A 21,828-nucleotide genomic window follows, 5' to 3' on the forward strand; every position below is an offset into this window, starting at 1 on the left:
TTATTCAGTGTTCAGTAGCAGTTTTGAATTGAAGAATGAAGTTAATTTTCAAATAGTACAAAATTTTAAATGTTAATGAATTTTATAAAAAAGAATATTTCTGTTTTTAACTTATTAGCATTTCTATTTTTTCTGTTTATAATTTTTATAAATCCAGAAGGAAAAGTAGGTGGATGTGGTAAAGGATTTATTTTTTTAGGAAAAATAATTTTTGGTTTTCTTGCCTTGGGTTTGATTGCTTTTGACTTAGTCTTAAAAGCAATCATTAAATCAAGAAGTAAATTAAATGTTGTTGAGTTAATCATTTTTCTATTGTTTACCTTATTGATTTTTATATAATTATGAAAGAACATGTAATAGCCTTTTCCTTATTTGCTGTAAGTTTGATGAGCGCACAAACCAGCAAATCATTAGGAACCATTTCTAAAGTAACTGGATTTGACCAAATTGAAATTCATTTGGTTCCTTCCAATGAAAATAAAATTGAATTAACAGGAACAAATTCCGAAGCCGTGGAATTGGTTAATAAAGACGGCGAATTGAAAGTTCGTATGCCTTTTGGACAAATGCTAAAAGGGAATGATATTAAGGCCACTATTTATTTTAAAGACCTAAAAGCAGTAGAAGCTAATGAAGGAAGTTTTATAAGTAGTGAAGTTAATTTAAAAACATCCATCTTTGATATTATAGCTAAAGAAGGAGGTAAAGTAGATTTAATACTAGAAACTTCTAAAATCAACATTAAAACCTCTAGTGGAGCTGTCGTTAAATTAGCTGGAAAAACACAAAATATAGATGCCGTTTCTACAGCAGGTGGAATTTTAAATGCTATTAATTGCGAAACACAACAAGCTACAGTAACAGTAAATGCTGGTGGTCAAATAGATATAAAAGCTTATGATATAGTGGATGCTAAGGCACGAGCTGGTGGGAGCATTATGATATATGGAAAACCTAAACAAGTAAATCAAAAAACTATTTTCGGAGGAAATATTATAATACGTAAAGACAAAAATTAATGTAAGTATATTGATTAATAGATCTTTTAAAATAAAATATTCTTAAAATCACTAAAAATTAGATTTTTTGAGAATATAGAATTAAATTGCCAATTCATTCTAGCAGTTAATTTATGTTGCAATATATTTTAAGCAATGGAATTCCTTTAGGTATTTTCTTGAGCTTTATGATAGGACCTGTTTTTTTTGTACTATTAGAAACCAGTATAACAAAAGGCTTTAGAGCTGCTTTGTTTTTTGATTTAGGGGTCGTTCTTGGAGATATTTTCTTTATAGGTTTAGCTTATCTAGGCAGTTATCGTTTAATTCAAAGTTTAAAAGATGATCCAGCCTTATTCATATTTGGAGGTATTGTTATGTTGGCTTATGGTATCATTTCCTATGCCAAATTATATAAAGCTAGTAAAAGCATCGAAGAAGATGAAGAAGTAGTTGATTTAATTAAAAAAAATTACTTTAGCTTATTTATCAAAGGTTTTCTTTTAAACTTTATTAATATTGGCGTATTAGGATTTTGGTTATTAATTATCATTACTTTTGGTCCTCGTTTGCAAATGGATAGTTCAAATGTTTTTTGGTTTTTTACTACTGTTATAGTTTCCTATTTAAGTACTGATATTTGTAAAATATTAGCAGCAAAACAATTGCGTTCTAAACTTACTCCAATTAATATCATAAAAATAAAAAAAGTGAGTGCTATATTGTTAATCATTTTTGGAGCCATATTATTAGCCCAAGGTTGGTTTCCTTCTGATAAACAGTTTGTAAAAGATACGATAGAAAAAATAGAAAAAGAGTAATGGTAACATTACTCTTTTTTTGTATAATCAATATTCAAAATACTTATTATATTTTTGGTAATTTCATGCCAAATAAATAACCCCTTAATCTAAATAAACTAATATGAAAAAAATTTTACTTCTAATTCTTTTACCCTTTGTTCTTTACGGTCAAAATGATTCTATTACTATTTCTAAACCCAATTTTTCTTTAATAGGTTTAAATAAATTGAATATTGTGTATAAAGGTATTCCTAATCCAATTTCTATTCAGGTAAAAGATTCAAAACCTTTTAAGATTAAAGGAGAGGCATTATTTCAATCTGTTGATGGTAACTATACCCTTCAACCAAAAAATGGCAAGGAAACCAAAGTATTTGTGGAAATAAACACTTCTGATAGTACAAAAGTAATTGAAGAACATATTTTACGAGTAAAAGATTTGCCTTTAGCCGCTTTATTAGTTAATCAAAAGGGATGTATTAATAGTGATTGTGTTTTAGAAATTCCTACTAAAGAATTATTAAATGCTGAAATTACCTTTAAATTGATTGACTTTTTATTGGATTATAACATTACTGTTACAGGATTTCGCTTGCATTTGACTAATATAGCAGGTGAATTTTTAGACAGTTTTGAAGTTAAAGGGAATAAAATACCAGCAGAAGTTTATGAAGCTATATTAAATAAGGATAAAGGGACATTAATTCAAATTCATAAAATTACCTTTTTATCAGATTTAAATTTAGCTATTTCTAAGACTCCTATGATAAAAATTAAAAAAGTTTAATTTTTTGTATGCTTATAACGTTCTATTATTTAGGTATTTATATTATAATATATATTTTTTTTAGAACAAGAGACTAAAAGTAGTTTGCAAATATAAAAAACTGTCTTATATTTGCACTCGCAATACGGAAGTAATGCGAGATATACTGGAGAAATGGCAGAGTGGTCGAATGCGGCAGTCTTGAAAACTGTTGACTGTAACAGGTCCGGGGGTTCGAATCCCTCTTTCTCCGCAAGCTAAATAGGTTAAAAGGTCTGATTTTTCAGACCTTTTTTTATGCTCAAAATGTATTGATTAATACCACGAATACACGAATATTAGTTTATAAATTATTCGTGTATTCGTGGTTTTTTATTTACAATAGGGTTGACTTTAGATTTGAAGTATAAAAAAAACCTCCCAATTTCTTGGAAGGTTTTGAGGCATCGCCCGGATTCGAACCGGGGTAGACGGTTTTGCAGACCGGTGCCTAGCCGCTCGGCCACGACGCCATTGCGATTGCAAATATAGTGAAAAGTTTAAATTTTAAAAGGATTCAAACCAAAAGTTTATCTTTTTTTTGTCAATAAAATAGTAACTTCTTGAACATCACCGCCTATAGGAGGGTTAATTTTTGCTACTTCCACCGTAACTTTTTCCACTAATTCTAGTTCATTTAACGTTCTGTCGATAATTCTTTGAGCTACATGCTCCAATAATTCCGATCGAATAGCCATTTCTTCTACTACAATCTTGTTTAAATGAACATAATCTACCGTATCTCCTAGCCTATCGGTTTGTGCTGATAAAGTCAAATCAGCTTCAATTTCTAAATCCACTCGGTATTGACTCCCTATTTTACTCTCTTCAATTAAACAACCATGATTCGAAAATGTACGGATGTTCTTTAATTTTATGATTCCCATTACTTTTTTTAAGTTTAGGAGTTTATATTTAAACGATAACATCAGTCTACTAAACCTACTAAACATCTAAACTTATAAACTCTTTTTTCTATCTTTGTCAAAAGTATAAAAATTAAGATGTCAAATACTGAAAAATCACTGAATTTTATAGAACAAATCATTGAAGAAGACTTGAAAAATGGTTTGTCTAACGATAAATTACGTTTTCGTTTTCCACCGGAACCCAATGGCTATTTACATGTAGGCCATGCTAGTGCTATCTGTTTAAATTTTGGTTTAGGATTAGATTATAAGGCACCAGTTAATCTTCGTTTTGACGATACAAATCCTTCTAAAGAAGAGCAAGAATATGTAGATGCTATTAAGCGTGATGTAGAGTGGCTTGGTTTTCAATGGAATAAGGAATGTTATGCTTCGGATTATTTTCAACAATTATATGATTGGGCTGTCGTTTTAATTAAAAATGGTAAGGCTTATGTTGATAACTTGTCATCTGAAGAAATGGCAAAGCAAAAAGGTACACCAACACAGCCAGGTGTAAATAGTCCTAATCGAGATCGTTCCGTAGCAGAAAATTTAGATTTATTCAACCGTATGAAAAACGGTGAATTCCCTAATGGTTCTTATGTTTTGCGTGCTAAAATTGACATGGCATCACCTAATATGTTGATGCGTGATCCTTTGATGTATCGTATTATGCACGAGCATCATCATCGTACTGGTAATCAATGGTGTATCTATCCTATGTATGACTGGGCACATGGTGAAAGTGACTATATGGAACAAATTTCACACTCGTTCTGTACCTTAGAATTCTTGCCTCATAGAGAATTATATGATTGGTTTTTAGATAACATTTATGATAGTTCAAAAACACGTCCAAAACAACGTGAATTTGCTCGCAGAAACTTGTCACATACGGTAGTTTCTAAACGTAAATTATTGCAACTAGTTCAAGAAGGGCATGTTACAGGTTGGGATGACCCACGTATGAGTACCATTTCAGGTATGCGTCGTCGTGGTTATACACCAGCTTCAATCCGTAATTTTGCTAAGACTATCGGTATTGCTAAACGTACCAATTTAATTGATGTTTCTTTATTAGAATTCTGTGTTCGTGAGGATTTGAATAAGACAGCTCCTCGTGTTATGGCGGTTTTAGATCCTGTTAAATTGGTCATTACCAACTATCCAGAAGGACAAGAAGAGTGGTTAGAAGCTGAAAATAATCCAGAAGAAGAAGTAATGACTTTCAGAAAAGTACCTTTTTCTAAAGTATTATATATTGAAAGAGAAGACTTTAAAGAAGAAGCAGATAAGAAATTTTTCCGTTTAAAATTAGATGGTGAAGTACGTTTAAAGAATGCTTATATTATTAAAGCTGAATCAGTTGTAAAAGATGAAGCGGGTAATATCATAGAAATTCATGCTACTTATGATGAAGATTCACGCTCAGGTAGTGGTACTGAAGCTTCTAAGCGTAAAGTAAAGGGTACGATTCATTGGGTTTCTGCTAATCATGCTATTGAGGCAGAAGTTCGTATTTATGACCGTTTATTTACGCATGAAAATCCTGATGGAAACAAAGAGGTTGATTTTAAAGAATTTATCAATCCTAATTCACTTTCGATTATTAAAGGTTATTTAGAACCAAGTTTAGCAACTGTTAAAGATTTAGAACATTTCCAATTTCAACGTTTAGGTTATTTTTGTGTTGACAAGGAATCCACTTCTGATAAATTAGTTTTCAACAAAACAGTTGGACTGAGAGATACTTGGGCTAAAGTTGAAAGTAAAGATGAATAATTTTTGGAATACCTAAAATAATAATAAAAGCATCTCTAAAGGATGCTTTTATTATTATTATTTATTATTAAAAAGGATATTAATAAGTAATGCTTATTATAATTTTTATTTATTAATTATTGTTAAATAATAGATTTTGATTAAAAAAAATGACTTTCATATTTTTATTTTAAGCTATTTTTAAAATGTAGTAAGGTGATTTTATTAGTTGATATAAAAAAGTTTCTTAAAACGCTTTAAAATAAAAAAGTGGTCTTTTGACCACTTTTTTTATTTTTTAGATATTTTTTGGAGTATCATTGTCTCCAAAATTTTCTTCTGGGAATTTTTTAAGATTTTCTTTTTGTTTTCTTCCCGTATTTTTCATTGATTCTGCAATTTGATTTGAAGCCGTAAAACTTGCCACCATATTATTTAACATGTCTGTAGCTGCTTGTGGAGAATTAGGTAATAAAATTAAATTTGAATTTGCATCAGCACCAATTGCTTGTAAGGTATCATAATGTTGGGTAATTACAATTAAAGCTGAGGCTTCTTGTGAATTGATGCCCACTTCATTCAATTGGTTGACTGATTCTACTAAACCTCTAGCAATTTCTCTTCGTTGATCTGCTATACCTTGCCCTTGTAGTTTTTTACTTTCTGCCTCTGCTTGTGCTTTTGCTACAATTCTAATACGCTGTGCTTCACTTTCAAATTGTGCTGCTGTTTTCTCTCTTTCGGCTGCATTAATTCGATTCATAGCATTTTTTACTTGAATATCAGGATCTATATCGGTTACTAAAGTGTTGATAATATCGTATCCATAAGCAATCATCGCTTCATTCAATTCCCTTTTTACCGCAATGGCAATATCATCTTTACGTACAAAAACGTCATCTAAAATTAATTTAGGAACTTCGGCGCGCACTACGTCAAAAACGTATGCTGTAATTTGATCATGTGGATATTCTAATTTATAAAAAGCTTCATATACATGCTCTTGAATTACTTTAAATTGTACTGAAACTTTCATTTTAACGAATACGTTATCTTTCGTTTGTGTTTCAATAATTACATCTAATTGTTGGATTCGTAAGTTAACTTTACCCGCAATTCGGTCAATTAATGGAACCTTGATTTGTAAACCGGAGTTTCTAATACTTTGAAATTTACCAAAACGTTCAATTATTACAGCCGTTTGTTGTTTGACTGTAAAAAATGAAGATAAAAATAAAGTAATACTAAAAATGATAAAAGCAAAAAATAGTAAGCTCATAATAAAAATAATTAGTTTGTTAAATATTTATTTATACGTAGTAAATACGTTTTTGTTACATTTAACCAAGATTCAACATTAGATTTCGTTGTGAAACAAAATTTTAGAAGAAATAATAAGACTATTTGGATGATTAATGGGTACTTACTTGAATTTGAGGAAAAATAAAGTAGAATGGATTTGCTTGACGAATTCACTTCGTTCGAGTTTAATAAGATATTTGGATTTAATTTTAAATGAAACATATAAAAAAGCCAGCATTTTTATTGCTGGCTTTTTCACTTATATAGTAGTTATAGCTGTTTCTAAACGTTTGATAGTTTCTTCTTTTCCAAGAATCTCTACGATATCAAACAAATGAGGTCCCATCATTTTTCCTACTAAACTTAATCGAAAGGGTTGCATAACTTTACCCATTCCAATTTCATTAGTGGTCAACCATTCTTTTACTAATTTTTCAATATTTATACTTGTAAAATCAGTAATATCTTCTAAAACTACAATTAATTGTTTTAATAATTGAGGGGTTTCTTCTTTCCAATTCTTTAAAGCTTTTTCATCATAGGATGTTGGATTAACAAAGAAGTAATCGGTTAAATCCCATAAATCAGTAACAAAATTCGCTCTTTCTTTATTTAATGAAACAATTCTTTCTAAGTCTAATGAAGTCGAAATACCTCTTTTATCCAATTCTTTAGTAAAACTATTAGCTAATGCTTTATCACTTTTGTTTACTAGATACTGATGATTGAACCATTTGTTTTTTTCTGGGTCAAATTTTGCACCTGATTTATTTACTCGAGCTAAATCAAATTTAGTAATTAACTCTTCTAAAGAAAAAATTTCTTGTTCTGTACCATCATTCCAACCTAATAAAGCAAGGAAATTTACTACAGCTTCTGGGAAGAAACCATTTTCACGATATCCCATTGATGTACTTTCTTCTGTTTTCCACTCTAATGGAAATACTGGGAATCCCATTTTATCGCCATCACGTTTTGATAATTTACCGTTACCTATCGGTTTTAAAATCAATGGTAAGTGTGCAAACTCAGGCGCATCCCATCCAAATGCTTTGTATAATAATACGTGTAATGGTAAGGATGGTAACCATTCTTCTCCACGAATTACATGCGATGTTTCCATCAAATGGTCATCTACTATATTTGCTAAGTGGTAAGTAGGCATACCATCGCTTTTAAACAATACTTTATCGTCTAACAAATTAGTGTCAAATTTAATAGCACCACGAATGATATCTTTTAATTCTAAAATTTCATTAACAGGTGTTTTAAAACGTACTACGTAAGCTTCCTCATTGTTAATACGTTTTTGAACTTCTTCATCAGAAATAGTTAACGAGTTTTGTAAGGTTTCACGTATAGTATGATTATAAATAAATGTTCTTCCTTCAGCTTCAGCAGCTTTTCTTAAAGCATCTAATTCTTCAGCAGTATCAAACGCATAATACGCCCAACCTTTTTCAATTAATTCGTCAGCATATTGTTTATACATTGGCTTACGTTCACTTTGACGGTAAGGTCCAAATTTTTCATTTTTACCTACAGTTTCATCAGGAGCAATGCCCAACCATTCTAATGCTTCAAAAATGTAAGCTTCGGCACCTGGTACAAAACGGGTTTGGTCTGTATCTTCTATTCGTAAATAGAAAGTACCGTTATGTTTTTTAGCAAATAAATAATTAAATAAGGCTGTTCTTACACCGCCTATATGTAAAGGTCCTGTTGGACTGGGTGCAAAACGCACTCTAACTGGCTTTGACATTTGTTCTTGATTTTTGTTATTTATTACATAAAGCATCGTTTTACTAAAATTAATGTGCAGTATGTTAATGCAAAGATACATTATACTGTTTACATATTTGTTTGATTTAGAGTATTGCTATTGTATTTGATATTTTATTAACTTTATAGGTTATAATTAAAGTATTGAATTTTGGAATCAAAACAACTCATATTTGCTAAATTAGAAAGTTTTATTAAAAAGTATTACACGAATGAATTGCTTCGTGGTAGTTTATTTTTTATAGGATTAGGTTTATTTTATTTTTTATTTACAAGTTTTATTGAATATTTTCTATGGTTACAACCTACAGGAAGAAGTATTTTATTTTGGTTATTTATTATCGTAGAATTTTTTTTATTGATTCGATTTATTGCAATTCCACTATTTAAATTATTTAGACTTCAAAAGGGTTTAAGTTATGAAGAAGCTTCTTTTATAATTGGTAAACATTTTAATGAAGTAAATGATAAATTGGTTAATTTCTTGCAGTTGACTAATGATATTAATCAATCAGAATTATTGTTAGCTTCTATAGATCAAAAGGCAAAAGGTTTACAACCTATTCCTTTTTCAAATGCAATAGATTTAAATAAAAATAAAAAATACATCCCGTTAGCTTTAATTCCCTTCTTGATCATTTTATTTTTTATGATTTCAGGTAAAGAAGAATATTTAGCTCAAGGAATACATCGTGTGATTAATTATAACAAACACTTCTCCCCTCCTGCTCCATTTGAATTGTATATTAAAGATTCTTTAGTTACACAGCAAAATAAAGATTTTACTTTGACTGTTTTTTCTAAAGGAAAAATAAATCCCGATAAAGCAGTTATTGTCATAGGGAATGAACAATATTTTATGGAAAATACAGCTCCAGGTATTTTTCAATACACTTTTGAAAATCCACTAGCTAATACTCAATTTTATATACAATCAAATGAAGTAATTAGTAAGAATTATAATTTAAAAGTGGAAGCAGTTCCAGCTATTACTCATTTTGAAATGTTGTTGAACTATCCCGATTATTTAGGTAAAAAAAATGAATTAATAAGAGGTACAGGTAATGCGGTTATACCAGAAGGTACTACTATAACTTGGGGAATTAGAGCTCAATCAACAGAATCAATTCTTATGAATATGAATAAGTCTTTAAATAGCTTTAATTTACGCAATAACAACTTTGTTTTGACTAAAAAAATTAATCAAAATTCAGAATATCAAATAGTTACTTCCAATAAAGCAATAAAAAACTTTGAAAAGCTTACATATTCTTTAAATATCATTAAAGATCAATATCCAACGATTAAAATAGAAAGTACTCCCGATAGTTTACGTATTTCAAAGCCTTATTTAATAGGCCAAATAGCGGATGATTATGGATTTCATAATTTAAGTATTGTTTATTTTCCTAAAGATAAAACACATCAGGCAAAACGGGGAACACTGTCTTTTAAACAAGGAGTTTATGATAAATTTATATTTAGTTTTCCAGGCTCACTCCCTATTCAAACAGGAATTGAATATGACTATTATTTTGAAATTTCTGACAACGATGTTTTACATGGATTTAAAACTGCTAGAACTTCTGTTTTTTCTCATCGTGAATCAACAGAGCAAGAAAAACAAGAAGAGTTTTTACAAAGACAAAATGATAATATCAATAGCCTATCTAAAACTTTAAAATCACAAGATAAACAACAAACTGAATTGGAAAAACTACAACAAGTAGGTAAAGAAAAAAAAGAACTTAATTATAAAGAGCAACAAAAAATCAATGATTTCATTAAGCGTCAAAAACAAGAAGAAGAATTATTAAAAAAGTACGCTGAAAAAATAAAAGAGAATTTAGATCAGTTTAAACCAACCTCTAAGGATCCTAAAAAAGAAGAATTAGAAAAACGGTTAGATAATGTACAACAAGATTTAGAAAAAAATAAGAAATTATTAGATGAGTTAAAAGAATTAAATGAAAAGATGCAGCATGAAGATTTATTTGATAAGATAGAAAAATTCCAACAAAAATCTAAGAATCAATCTAAAAGTTTAGAGCAGTTAGTAGAATTGACAAAGCGCTATTATATTGAGCAGAAAGCAAAACAATTAGTTGATAAATTAGCTAAACTAGCAGATAAACAAGAAGAATTATCTAATAGTAAAGAGAATAATGAAAAGGAACAAAATGAATTAAATACATCTTTTGATCGTATACAAAATGAATTAAATAGTTTAGAGAAAGAAAATAAGGAATTAAAAAAACCTCTTTCAATACCTTCTGATGAAGAAAAACAAAAAAGTATTGATAGTGATATGAAGAATGCAAGTAATGAATTAAAAAATAAAAATAATTCTAAAGCTATTGCAAAACAAAAAAGTGCAACACGTAAAATGCGTCAGATGGCACAATCTATGGAAAAAGATATGCAAGGAGGTGATAAAGAACAAATAAATGAAGATATTAAAATGCTTCGTCAAATTGTAGATAACTTGTTAGAATTTTCCTTTTCAGAAGAAAGGCTTATGAATAATTTTAAGAGTATGAATGGTTCATCATCATCATTTTCTAAGCATATTAAAACACAACAAGATTTAAAAAATCAGTTTAAACATGTAGATGATAGCTTATTTGCAATGTCATTGCGTAATCCTAAAATAGGAGAAAAAGTAACAAAAGAAGTGGGTAATATTTATTATAATATAGATAAATCAATTGATTATTTTACAGACAATCAAGTTGCTAGAGGTATATCTAGTCAACAATATACATTTGCTAGTGCTAATACTTTAGCTAATCTATTAGCGGATGTTTTAAATAATATGCAAATGTCTATGTCAGCATCTGGATCAGGTCAAGGGAGTCCTAGTCCGGGTAAAGGGAAAGGTTCAGGTATGCAATTGCCAGATATTATTATGAGACAAGAAGAATTAGCAAAAAAAATGAGTAAAGGTAATTCGCAAAAGCCTAGTTCTTCAGGGACATCAGGTAGTGGTGAAGAAAAAGAATCAGGAGGTAATAAATCAAATAATCAAGGAGGTTCCGATTCTAAAGATGGTAAAGGGAAACAAAATATGACAGGAGAAAATGGAGAAGGTAACGCACAAAGTATTATAGATATATTAAAGCAACAACAACAATTACGCGATGCTTTAGAAAAAGAATTAAACAAACAAGGCTTAGGTACACAAGGTCAGAATGTTTTAGACCAGATGAAGCAATTAGAAAAGCAATTAGTAACGAAAGGATTTAATCAACAGTTAGTACAGAAAGCATTGAATTTAAAGTATGAATTACTTAAATTACAAGAAGCAGCACAGCAACAAAATCAAGACAGTAAAAGAGAAGGTACGACGAATAAAAAAGAATTTCAAAACACCTCTTCTAGCCTACCGCAAAACTTACAAGAATATTTGAATAGTATAGAAATATTAAACAGACAAAGCTTACCTTTGCGCTCGCAATTTAACAAACGTATTCAAGAATATTTTAAACAAAATGATAAATTATAATTACGAAGTTGATTTCTTATTAGATAATGAAGTTGATTATACAAAATGGATTGAAGCAGTTATTAAATCTGAAAACAAGGAATTGAACGAAATTAATTACATTTTTTGCAATGATGATTACCTATTAGAGATTAATAAACAATATTTAGAACATGATTATTACACAGATATTATCAGTTTTGATTACACTGAAGGGGATGTAGTATCAGGTGATATTTTTATTTCTATAGAACGTGTCAAAGAAAATGCTATTGATTTGAATACGCCTTTTGATGAAGAATTAAAAAGAGTTATTATTCATGGAGTATTGCATTATTGTGGATATAAAGATAAGAGCGCAAAAGAAGAAGAAATGATGCGTTTAAAAGAAGATGAAAAAATAAAAATGTTTCACGTGAAACATGATATCTAATTTTAGTTCCACGTGAAACAAATGAAATTTGTTTCACGTGGAACTTTTCTTTTCTTTATAGTGTTTCACGTGAAACACTATAAAGAAAAGATTTTTTATAAAGTAATTTATTTTAAAAATATATAATGTTTGTAGATAAATATGATGTAATTGTGGTTGGCGCAGGTCATGCTGGATGTGAGGCCGCTGCTGCTGCTGCTAATTTAGGTTCTAAGACTTTGTTGATTACAATGAGTCTTCAGAATATTGCTCAAATGTCCTGCAATCCAGCTATGGGAGGAATTGCAAAAGGACAAATTGTTCGTGAAATTGATGCTCTTGGAGGTTATTCAGGTATAGTGTCTGATAAAACAGCTATACAGTTTAAAATGTTAAATCAGTCTAAAGGACCTGCAATGTGGTCACCTCGTTGTCAGAGTGATCGTATGCGATTTTCAGAAGAATGGCGTTTAATGTTAGAGCAAACGCCTAATCTTGATTTTTATCAAGAAATGATTGTTGGGTTAATTACAGAAGGAGAACGTGTAATAGGTGTTAAAACAGCTATTGGTATATCTATTTTTGCAAAGACTGTTGTTTTAACTAATGGTACTTTTTTAAATGGTTTAATTCATATTGGTGAAAAACAATTTGGTGGAGGAAGAGCTGGTGAAAGTGCTTCTTATGGGATAACAGAAGATTTAGTTCGTTTAGGTTTTCAAGCTGGTCGTATGAAAACGGGTACGCCACCTCGTGTAGATGGTCGTTCTTTAGATTATTCTAAAATGCGTGTAGAGCCAGGAGATTTAAATCCAGCTAAATTTTCTTTTTCAGATATTACAAAACCTTTAACAAAGCAACGAGATTGTTATATGACTTACACTTCTTCTTTGGTGCATGATTTGTTACGAGAAGGTTTTGATCGTTCTCCGATGTTTAATGGTAGGATTAAATCTTTAGGACCTCGTTATTGTCCTTCGATAGAAGATAAAATTAATCGTTTTGCAGATAAAGATCGCCATCAACTTTTTGTAGAGCCAGAAGGATGGAATACAGTAGAGGTTTATGTAAATGGTTTTTCTACTTCGCTTCCAGAAGATATTCAATTTAGAGCATTGCGTTCTGTAGAAGGTTTTGAAAAGGTTAAATTTTTTAGAGCAGGTTATGCAATAGAATACGATTACTTCCCTCCTACTCAATTAAAGCATACTCTTGAAACAAAAGTGATTTCAGGTTTGTATTTTGCAGGACAAATTAATGGAACTACAGGATATGAAGAAGCAGCTTCTCAGGGGTTAATAGCAGGTATAAATGCCGCTTTAAAAGCACAAGAAAGAGAGGAGTTTGTTTTAAAAAGAGATGAAGCTTATATAGGTGTTTTGATTGATGATTTAATAACTAAAGGAACAGAAGAGCCTTATCGTATGTTTACTTCTCGTGCAGAGTATAGAACTTTACTTAGACAGGATAATGCAGATTACCGTTTAACACCTAAATCAAATGCAATTGGTTTAGCTAGTGTAGAACGATTGAAGAGAATGGAATATAAGTTTGATCAGGCTGAAAAAATGGTTGCTTTTTTTAGAGAAACATCGGTTTCTGTAAAAGAAGCAAATCCAGTTTTAGAATCTAAATTGAGCTCACCTATTACGCAAGGTGATAAAATGTTTAAGATTTTTTCTCGCCCTCAAATCCAAATGGAAGATATGATGAAGTTTGAAAAAGTTCAAGATTATGTTACTTCTAATGATTTAGATGAAGAAATAATAGAACAATCCGAAATTCAAGTTAAATATTCCGGTTATATAGAAAAGGAACGAGCAAATGCCGAAAAGTTACATCGCTTGGAAAATATTCGTATACCTGAAAATTTCGATTATGATCAGTTAAAGTCTTTATCTTATGAAGCACGTGAAAAATTAAAAAAAATTCGACCTGTTACCATATCGCAAGCATCACGTATTAGTGGAGTATCACCGAATGATATTTCAGTTATGCTGGTTTATATGGGAAGATAGTTTTTTGTGAAATCAATCTAAAAAATATTTTGTTTCACGTGGAACTATTTAGTGGCTCAATATTTTTTTAATTAAAGTTTTATTATACAAATGAATTTTTTAGAACAAAATAGTTATATAGAAGTACAAGATCATTCTGTTTCTAATGAAAAATTTAAATTATTATTAGATTCCGAAACAGAATTATTAAAAACCTATCCTCAACCTTCTTTAGGAAAATTAGGATCTTATTATGAAAGTGAAGATTATATATCACATACAGATGGCAAACGTTCTTTCTTTGAGCGTTTATATCATTTAATAAAATCTTATGCTTTAATTAAAAAAGTAGCTTTGGTTAGTAGTATTCATAAATCAAAAGGAATTATTCTTGATATAGGAGCAGGAACGGGTGATTTTTTAGTTACAGCCAAAAATGCAGGTTGGATAACTAAAGGATTTGAACCTAATACAAATGCTCGTAATTTGGCCTTATTAAAAGGTATTGAATTAGTTGATACCACAGAGTTAATAGAAAATAATACAATTGATGTTATTACAATGTGGCATGTTTTAGAGCATGTGCCTAATTTAGAAGAACAGATTAAAGAATTAAAGCGTTTACTGAAACCTAACGGAACCTTAGTTATAGCTGTACCTAATTATAAATCTTATGATGCTCAATATTATGGCGAATTTTGGGCTGCTTACGATGTACCTAGACATTTATGGCATTTTTCTAAAAAAAGTATAGAGAAATTATTCGGAGAAAATAAAATGAAAATTATTCAAATTCATCCAATGATATTTGATAGTTTTTATGTTTCCCTGTTATCAGAAAAGTATAAAACAGGAAAAATGAATTTTTTAAAAGCATTTTGGATTGGATTAAAATCAAATATTAAAGCTGGAGATAAAAAAGAATTTTCTTCTCATATATACATTATAGAAAATAATGATTAATTCATTACATACTAAAAAAGCGAATCGTTAGATTCGCTTTTTTAGTATACTTTAATAAATCAAAAAATCAAGTTATTTCCTACCTCTTCCCTTTTGACTTTTGACTTTTCCCTTTTGACTTTTCCCTTTTGACTTTTCCCTTTTGACTTTTCCCTTTTGACTTTTCCCTTTTGACTTTTCCCTTTTGACTTTTCCCTTTTGACTTTTCCCTTTTGACTTTTCCCTTTTGACTTTTCCCTTTTGACTTTTCCCTTTTGACTTTTCCCTTTTGACTTTTCCCTTTTGACTTTTCCCTTTTGACTTTTCCCTTTTGACTTTTCCCTTTTGACTTTTCCCTTTTGACTTTTCCCTTTTGACTTTTCCCTTTTGACTTTTCCCTTTTGACTTTTCCCTTTTGACTTTTCCCTTTTGACTTTTCCCTTTTGACTCTTCCCTTTTGCCTCTTCCCTTTTGACTTTTCCCTTTTGACTTTTCCCTTTTGACTTTTCCCTTTTGACTTTTCCCTTTTGACTTTTCCCTTTTGACTTTTCCCTTTTAACTTTTCCCTTTTAACTTTTCCCTTTTGCCTCTTCCCTTTTGCCTCTTCCCTTTTGCCTCTTCCCTTTTGCCTCTTCCCTTTTGCCTCTTCCCTTTTGCCTCTTCCCTTTTGCCTCTTCCCTTTTGCCTCTTCCCTTTTGCCTCTTCCCTTTTGCCTCTTCCCTTTTGCCTCTTCCCTTTTGCCTCTTCACTTTTGCCTCTTCACTTTTGCCTCTTCACTCTTCCCTCTTCCCTCTTCCCTCTTCCCTCTTCACTCTTCACTCTTCCCTCTTCACTCTTCACTCTTCACTCTTTTATTATACTATTTTCGTTCAAAAATGATTTTTTTTGAATAAAAACTTCATTTTTTATTTTAAAATTGAATTTTTTCATGAAAATGTTCCACGTGAAAATTTTAGAGAGATAATCTCTCTTTCATAATTTCATCAAGCTATTTGTTCCACGTGAAATATGAAGATTAGAAAATAGACAAAATTTTTATAAACTTTATTTATTCAATTTTAGAAAATATTATTTACTAGTATAATTATCCTATATAAGGAATAATTAATTAGATAATGAATATTATAAATTATTTTGTTTCACGTGAAATATATAGTATTAATTCAAATGAAACGATAAACTTTATAAAAGGAAGATAAATGATATAAAGTTTTAGTTTGGCTACAATTTTACTACATACAAGAGTATAAGAAAATATTTTATAGAAGATAAGTTTTCATCTATTATGAATTTACTTCACTTTTGTTACTTATTTTTTATAAGTTATTTCAAAAGCTTTTAAGACACTTTATAGATTGATTAGGTACTTTGTATGATTTATTTTTAAAAGTCTTTTAAAAGAGATTTATTGTGCTAATTTTTTAATTCTGCAATATTGCTTAACATTGCTATACTTCATTTATTGGACTAGATTAAAAAAATGTTTCACGTGAAAAAGAGATTGAAAATTTAATATTTCTTAAAAAGTGCAACAATTATTATTATTTATTAATATATATATTGTTATCATTTTTATTTATTTTAAAAATAAAATCACTTTATCTATTAAAAAAATAAGCGCTATCTCCCTCTTTATATATAAACTCCTTATAATTCTTTATATTTTACTCTAAAAACGATTTTAAATAGATTTAAGAGGTTTTTGCATCTCTAAGTGTAATTATAAGTCTCTAATTTGTAAAAGCTTCTAAAAACGCATTTATTAAAGCGTATTTTTATCAGAAAATATTATTATTATCATTAGATAAATAGTTTTTTATTATGTTTATTTTAAGGTCTATTTTTTCTTACTTTTTTGTTATAAACTCATTTATTTTTTGTATTGAGTATTTTAGAATAAAAGTTTACTTTTACAAAAAATTAAAATCATAAATAGAATGAAAAAGCTTGTAATGATGGCGGTTGTTTTATCTGCCGCAGTAGCGTGTAATAAGACACCTGAAGCTAAAGAGGTAAAAACAGCTTATATTGATACTGTAAAACTCATGGAAGATTATACTGAAGCCAAAGAATTACAGGATAAATTTAAAACCAAGGGAGAAGTTAAAGGACGTGAATTAGAAGTTGAAGCTAGAAAATTAGAAGCTGAAAAAGCTAATTTTCAACAAAACGCAATGGCTAAAGGACAAGCTTGGGCACAACAAAAATACGCTGAATTACAACAACGTTCACAACAGTTAGCTTACGCTGAACAAGCAGTAGCACAACAATTACAGGCTGAAGGAGGATCTAAGAGGGATTCAATTGTTGAAAAAGTGCGAGTTTTTATTAAAGATTACGGTAAGAAAAATGGTTATGATTACATATATGGAACAGGTGATGCAGCGAGTGTTTTATATGCAAAAGACAGCTATGATATAACAAAAGAAATAGTAAAAGCTCTAAACGAAAAATATGCTTCTGAAGATAAAAAAATAGAATCCAAAAAAGAAACGGATGCTAAAGAAGTTAAGAAATAAAAAGAGGGGTTCCAGAAAGTAGGAACCCCTCTTCTCTTTTCAAAAAAGATTATTGTAATATATATACAACTAATACAGCTGGTATAAAATAAATAACGATAGTTCTTGCCCCATCATAATCTTTAGCAATTCTTTGGCCAAATAACAGCATTAATAATGTTACACATGAAACAACGGCTCCATACTTACCAAATGTAGTACCTCCGTTTACTAATAATTCTATTCCTCCTACTACACAAAGAATACCAGCTATAATCTCAAATGCTAATAAAATATTTAGTGAAAGAGATACTTTGCCCTCAAAAAAAGTATTTTTAAAATGCTCTTTTAACCAACTTATATTACCTTGATAATCAATGAATTTATCATATCCTGATTGTAGAAAAGTAATAGCTAAAAAGGCCAAAATAAGTAAACTAGCTAGATGATTGTTCATAATGTTAATTTTTATGGATTAAACGTGTTAGTTTTATAGATAAATCAGTTAATATAATTTTAGAATTTCCATTACGTTCTATATGATAAATAGCATCATTCAATTCTTTGTATATTTCCTGTATATTCCGTCCTGTTATGAAAGGGGCAAATTTTTTCAAATCAAATCCTTGTATGCTTGATTCATAGTAAATTAATTCATCAGCCTGATAATTTAATAAAAGAGCTTGACGAAATAAATCGATGCAATAACTCAAAAACTTCTTTTGATTTTCCCTTCCTAGTTTAGCAATTTCTTCACTCCAATTGATTAAATCGTGTATGGCACTTGCATTACCCTTTGCTCTAAAAGCAGCTCTTACCCAATTAACAAACCATTGTTCAAATGAAGTATCTTCATTTTCATGATGGCTTAATTGTAAAGCTTTATTATAGTTACCTTGTGATTTATGCGCTATTTTTATAGCTTCTTTTTCATCAATTCCTTCATATTCAATTAAATGCTGAGAAATAGCAGATTCACTTAGTTTTCCAAAATTTATTACTTGGCATCTTGATCGTATTGTTTGCAATAAATCCTCTTCGTCCTCTGTTATTAAGATAAAAAGAGTCTTATCAGTAGGTTCCTCAAGTAATTTTAATAATTTATTAGATGCGGCAATATTCATCTTATCAGCCATCCAAATAATCAAAACTTTATACCCTCCTTCGTATGATTTAAGAGCCAGTGATTTTAAAATTTCTGAAGCATCTTCTACCCTAATTTCACCTTGTTTGTTTCCTACCCCCAATTTATCATACCAATCAAATAGACCTCCATAAGGTTTTTCCTTTAAAAAATCTCGCCAAAGAGGTAAAAAATCTAAACTTTTAGGCTTTGATTTTACGTCTTCTGTCGTAACTGTCGGATAAACAAAATGTAAATCAGGATGCGAAAAATGATCAAATTTTATATTACAACTATCTATACCTCCTTGATTTTCAAATCCTTTATTTAGACATAATATATACTGAGCATAAGCAATAGCAATTCTTAATACGCCACAACCTTCTGGACCAACAAATAATTGTGCATGAGGAATTCTTCCGTGGCTTGCACTTGTTAATAAATGGTTTTTTACATGTTGATGTCCTACTATTTCTTTAAATAACATAAAAGCAAAAATAACGACTTAAACCATAAAGTTTTATAAAATAAATAAAATTTATAATCAGAAAAACTTTAATTAACGACAATTTATTTGATATATATTAAGTCCTAAATCATTTTAATAGAAAATATTAGTTAAAAAATCCTAATCATACCTCTTTAAATACTTACCTTACTAATATTTTTTAAAAAAATAAAATCCCAAAATATTAAAAATAAGAGAAAAAAATCAGTACTTTTTTTTAAAAAACTCAAAATTCAAACCCTGTAAAAGTTTTATATCCGTTAATAAAATATTTTTTTTAACTATATTTTATAAAAATGTAAAATATAACAATAAATGATTATATTTGTACTGATGTAATTTATGTTTCTATTGGCGAAATTATATGAGTTAAAGAATATATTTTTTTATGTTGAAATGAATTTTTGGCACGCTTTTGGTATTATAGTTTAAAAATTAATGCATTTATTTTTAGATTACTTTTTTATTTATTAACAAATTCAAATAAACAATTGTTAATTCAATTTAAAAGTATATTTTTGAACAATTAGAACTTTAATAACTGAAATTAGAAGAATAACCATGAAGAAAATTATCTTTTTAAGCTTATTTATGCTTTTTGCAGTAGGAAATATAAACGCTCAAGCAAAAAAGCCAAAAAGTATCATCAGTACTAGTGGTGCGGCAATTAAAAAGTTCCATGAGAAAAGTGAATTAGATGGTATGCCTAAGGGACAGCTTTTGGAATTGTATAAAGAACGAATCAGAGTTCTTGTTAACATATTACCTTACCTTGCATTAACGAACAAACCAGGTATGACTATGCAAGATGTAGGTATTCCAGACACTTCCGATAACAATAGTGCTTTGGATAAACAACAAGAAAATATCGTTGCCTTTGTTAATTCAACAATTGCTTTTCAATCAACGATGGTACCCTATGCTGATAAAGGAAATTTGGTAGCCTCTATTCTCTATTATGAAAATATGTTACGAGAATTAAATCAATTGTACGAATAAAATTCAAAAAAAAATAGGATTAATAAAAAAAAAGAACTATATTAGCTTAAGTTTCTAATAAAAATCACCCCATGAAGAAATTGCTTAACTTAAAATGGATCGCTTTGTTTGCAGTTATGACTGCAAGTGCACAGCAAGAAAAAGGTATAATAGGATCTTCTAACTGGTTAAATAACTGGACAGATTTTAAACCTTCAAAAACAGAATATAACGAGGCTACTGAAATTTTGTACGGGAAAATCACAGCCAATAAAACATTACAAAAAAGAAATACGTACCTGTTACAGGGACCTGTATACGTAACAGCAGGTGTAACCCTTACTATTGAACCAGGTACAATTATAAAAGGTGATTCAGAAACTAGTGGATCCCTAATCATATCTAAAGGGGCTAGATTAGAAGCTAATGGAACAGAAACAGATCCTATCGTGTTTACTTCTAATAAACCTGTAAAAAAAGCAGGTGATTGGGGAGGAATTGTAATCTTAAATGATGCACCAATTAATAAATTTGGAGGAGTTTCGTCTATAAATTATGATTTAGATCCAGCTCAAACAATTTACGGTGGAACCAATTCTATGGCTAATTCAGGAGTGTTACGCTTTTTAAGAATAGAATTTGCAGGAAAAAAAATAAAAGGATTTAAAAATTACAATGCTTTAACTTTAGGTGGGGTTGGTAATAAAACAGTAATAGAACATGTAATGACCAGCTTTTCTGCTGGAAATGGTGTAGAAATTTTAGGAGGTGATACAAGTCTTAAAAATATGGTTACTTTACGTGTTTCCGGAGATGATTTTAAATTTAATCAAGGAGCTCAAGTTAAATTAGATAACTCTTTAGTAATTAGACACTCCTTATACTCAGGAGCTTCTAGAACTCGCTGTATTAATGTTGTAGGCTATGATAAAAAAGAAGAAGCAGATTTTTCTAAACCATCAACTAATGTTGTGGCTACCAATTGTACGCTAGTTAATAATTCTGAAAGTTTTGATTTAGATTTAGCTAGTGGATTAGTAAAAGAAGGCGTATTTGTAGGAGCTAATACTTCATTAAGTCTAAAAAGAAGTTTGATCTCAGGATTTGCTCCTGCAACCATTTTAGATAGTGAAATTAATCCAGAAGCTGGTGGACTAAAAAAAATAGGTTTCTCTGAGGTATTCTTTAATAATTGTAAAGGAAATATATTTCTAGCTAATTCTTCTAGTAATGACGATTTAGAAGATTATTATGGTAATCCTCAGTTTTTAAACTTATATGAAAAAACACCTAATACTGAGTTATTTATTAACCCAGTAGAATCTAAGTCTCCAGACTTTAGATTAAAAGTAGGTAAATTTACTGCTGGCAAATAATTTATCTCTAGATTATAATTATATTATTATAACATTAAATCCATTGGCAGTAAATCTACCAGTGGATTTATTTAGTTTAAGATCATATTTAATTTAGATTAGAAGTTTATGAATCATACATTATTTTGTAATTTTTTTAACAAATATT

The 21,828-nt window shown here is 29.5% G+C and carries 17 protein-coding genes and 2 tRNA genes; 12 read left to right on the forward strand and 7 right to left on the reverse strand.

The genetic code is table 11. The features are described 5' to 3' along the window. Window positions 1–65: 65 nt before the first annotated feature. On the reverse strand, window positions 66–305 hold the full coding sequence (locus NAB20_RS03665) for a hypothetical protein (RefSeq protein WP_123901292.1): 240 nt from the start codon (window positions 303–305) through the stop codon (window positions 66–68). Between the two features lie 36 nt (window positions 306–341). On the opposite strand from NAB20_RS03665, the gene NAB20_RS03670 reads away from it, so the two are divergent. The 4 genes from NAB20_RS03670 to NAB20_RS03685 all read left to right on the forward strand — a co-directional run bounded on the left by NAB20_RS03670 (window position 342) and on the right by NAB20_RS03685 (window position 2,820). Beyond that, window positions 342–1,019 (forward strand): head GIN domain-containing protein, encoded by a 678-nt coding sequence (locus tag NAB20_RS03670; RefSeq protein WP_088392368.1) that lies wholly within the window; start codon window positions 342–344, stop codon window positions 1,017–1,019. Between the two features lie 113 nt (window positions 1,020–1,132). Continuing rightward, window positions 1,133–1,819 (forward strand): LysE family translocator, encoded by a 687-nt coding sequence (locus NAB20_RS03675; RefSeq protein WP_088392366.1) that lies wholly within the window; start codon window positions 1,133–1,135, stop codon window positions 1,817–1,819. 103 nt (window positions 1,820–1,922) lie between these two features. Beyond that, window positions 1,923–2,588 (forward strand): hypothetical protein, encoded by a 666-nt coding sequence (locus NAB20_RS03680; RefSeq protein WP_375605528.1) that lies wholly within the window; start codon window positions 1,923–1,925, stop codon window positions 2,586–2,588. 147 nt (window positions 2,589–2,735) lie between these two features. After that, window positions 2,736–2,820, forward strand: a tRNA-Ser gene (locus NAB20_RS03685). Window positions 2,821–3,008: 188 nt separating this feature from the next. Here the strand turns inward: NAB20_RS03685 and NAB20_RS03690 are convergent. Then, window positions 3,009–3,079 (reverse strand) — tRNA-Cys (locus NAB20_RS03690). A gap of 57 nt (window positions 3,080–3,136) precedes the next feature. Further along, window positions 3,137–3,493, reverse strand: coding sequence for a dihydroneopterin aldolase (folB, locus tag NAB20_RS03695; RefSeq protein WP_088392362.1), 357 nt, complete (start codon window positions 3,491–3,493; stop codon window positions 3,137–3,139). Between the two features lie 117 nt (window positions 3,494–3,610). Between folB and NAB20_RS03700 the strand changes: the two genes are divergently transcribed. Further along, a complete protein-coding gene (locus NAB20_RS03700) occupies window positions 3,611–5,299 on the forward strand; it encodes a glutamine--tRNA ligase/YqeY domain fusion protein (protein ID WP_088392360.1) in 1,689 nt (562 codons plus the stop codon). Window positions 5,300–5,576: 277 nt separating this feature from the next. Here NAB20_RS03700 and NAB20_RS03705 read toward each other — a convergent pair whose 3' ends face one another. Further along, window positions 5,577–6,557 carry an SPFH domain-containing protein gene (locus NAB20_RS03705; RefSeq protein ID WP_105195358.1) on the reverse strand — a complete coding sequence of 327 codons (981 nt, stop codon included), beginning with the start codon at window positions 6,555–6,557 and terminating at the stop codon, window positions 5,577–5,579. Between the two features lie 282 nt (window positions 6,558–6,839). Continuing rightward, window positions 6,840–8,342 carry a glutamate--tRNA ligase gene (gltX, locus tag NAB20_RS03710; protein ID WP_127823401.1) on the reverse strand — a complete coding sequence of 501 codons (1,503 nt, stop codon included), beginning with the start codon at window positions 8,340–8,342 and terminating at the stop codon, window positions 6,840–6,842. 171 nt (window positions 8,343–8,513) lie between these two features. Between gltX and NAB20_RS03715 the strand changes: the two genes are divergently transcribed. The 5 genes from NAB20_RS03715 to NAB20_RS03735 all read left to right on the forward strand — a co-directional run bounded on the left by NAB20_RS03715 (window position 8,514) and on the right by NAB20_RS03735 (window position 17,716). Continuing rightward, window positions 8,514–11,867 (forward strand): hypothetical protein, encoded by a 3,354-nt coding sequence (locus NAB20_RS03715; RefSeq protein ID WP_375605529.1) that lies wholly within the window; start codon window positions 8,514–8,516, stop codon window positions 11,865–11,867. Continuing rightward, window positions 11,854–12,279, forward strand: a complete 426-nt coding sequence (gene ybeY, locus NAB20_RS03720) for an rRNA maturation RNase YbeY (RefSeq protein WP_127823403.1) — start codon at window positions 11,854–11,856, stop codon at window positions 12,277–12,279. The genes NAB20_RS03715 and ybeY overlap by 14 nt, the downstream gene beginning before the upstream one ends. Window positions 12,280–12,404: 125 nt before the next feature. Continuing rightward, window positions 12,405–14,276 (forward strand): tRNA uridine-5-carboxymethylaminomethyl(34) synthesis enzyme MnmG, encoded by a 1,872-nt coding sequence (gene mnmG / locus NAB20_RS03725; protein ID WP_088392352.1) that lies wholly within the window; start codon window positions 12,405–12,407, stop codon window positions 14,274–14,276. Window positions 14,277–14,366: 90 nt separating this feature from the next. Continuing rightward, window positions 14,367–15,218 carry a class I SAM-dependent methyltransferase gene (locus NAB20_RS03730; protein ID WP_375605530.1) on the forward strand — a complete coding sequence of 284 codons (852 nt, stop codon included), beginning with the start codon at window positions 14,367–14,369 and terminating at the stop codon, window positions 15,216–15,218. Between the two features lie 1,916 nt (window positions 15,219–17,134). Next, window positions 17,135–17,716, forward strand: coding sequence for an OmpH family outer membrane protein (locus tag NAB20_RS03735; protein ID WP_164849109.1), 582 nt, complete (start codon window positions 17,135–17,137; stop codon window positions 17,714–17,716). A 49-nt stretch (window positions 17,717–17,765) separates the two neighbouring features. Here NAB20_RS03735 and NAB20_RS03740 read toward each other — a convergent pair whose 3' ends face one another. Together NAB20_RS03740 and NAB20_RS03745 are read right to left on the reverse strand one after the other, a co-directional pair. Beyond that, the gene (locus NAB20_RS03740) at window positions 17,766–18,152 is read right to left on the reverse strand and encodes a DoxX family protein (RefSeq protein ID WP_105195123.1); all 387 of its coding nucleotides are present in this window, start codon (window positions 18,150–18,152) and stop codon (window positions 17,766–17,768) included. 4 nt (window positions 18,153–18,156) lie between these two features. Beyond that, window positions 18,157–19,305, reverse strand: coding sequence for an ATP-binding protein (locus NAB20_RS03745; protein WP_105195124.1), 1,149 nt, complete (start codon window positions 19,303–19,305; stop codon window positions 18,157–18,159). A gap of 582 nt (window positions 19,306–19,887) precedes the next feature. On the opposite strand from NAB20_RS03745, the gene NAB20_RS03750 reads away from it, so the two are divergent. After that, on the forward strand, window positions 19,888–20,325 hold the full coding sequence (locus tag NAB20_RS03750; RefSeq protein WP_041253237.1) for a hypothetical protein: 438 nt from the start codon (window positions 19,888–19,890) through the stop codon (window positions 20,323–20,325). Window positions 20,326–20,396: 71 nt separating this feature from the next. Continuing rightward, window positions 20,397–21,680: a hypothetical protein gene (locus tag NAB20_RS03755; RefSeq protein WP_164849110.1), complete on the forward strand. Its 1,284-nt coding sequence runs from the start codon at window positions 20,397–20,399 to the stop codon at window positions 21,678–21,680. Window positions 21,681–21,828: the final 148 nt, after the last annotated feature.

It is taken from the genome of Flavobacterium davisii (assembly GCF_042182265.1).
Taxonomy (GTDB): domain Bacteria; phylum Bacteroidota; class Bacteroidia; order Flavobacteriales; family Flavobacteriaceae; genus Flavobacterium; species Flavobacterium davisii.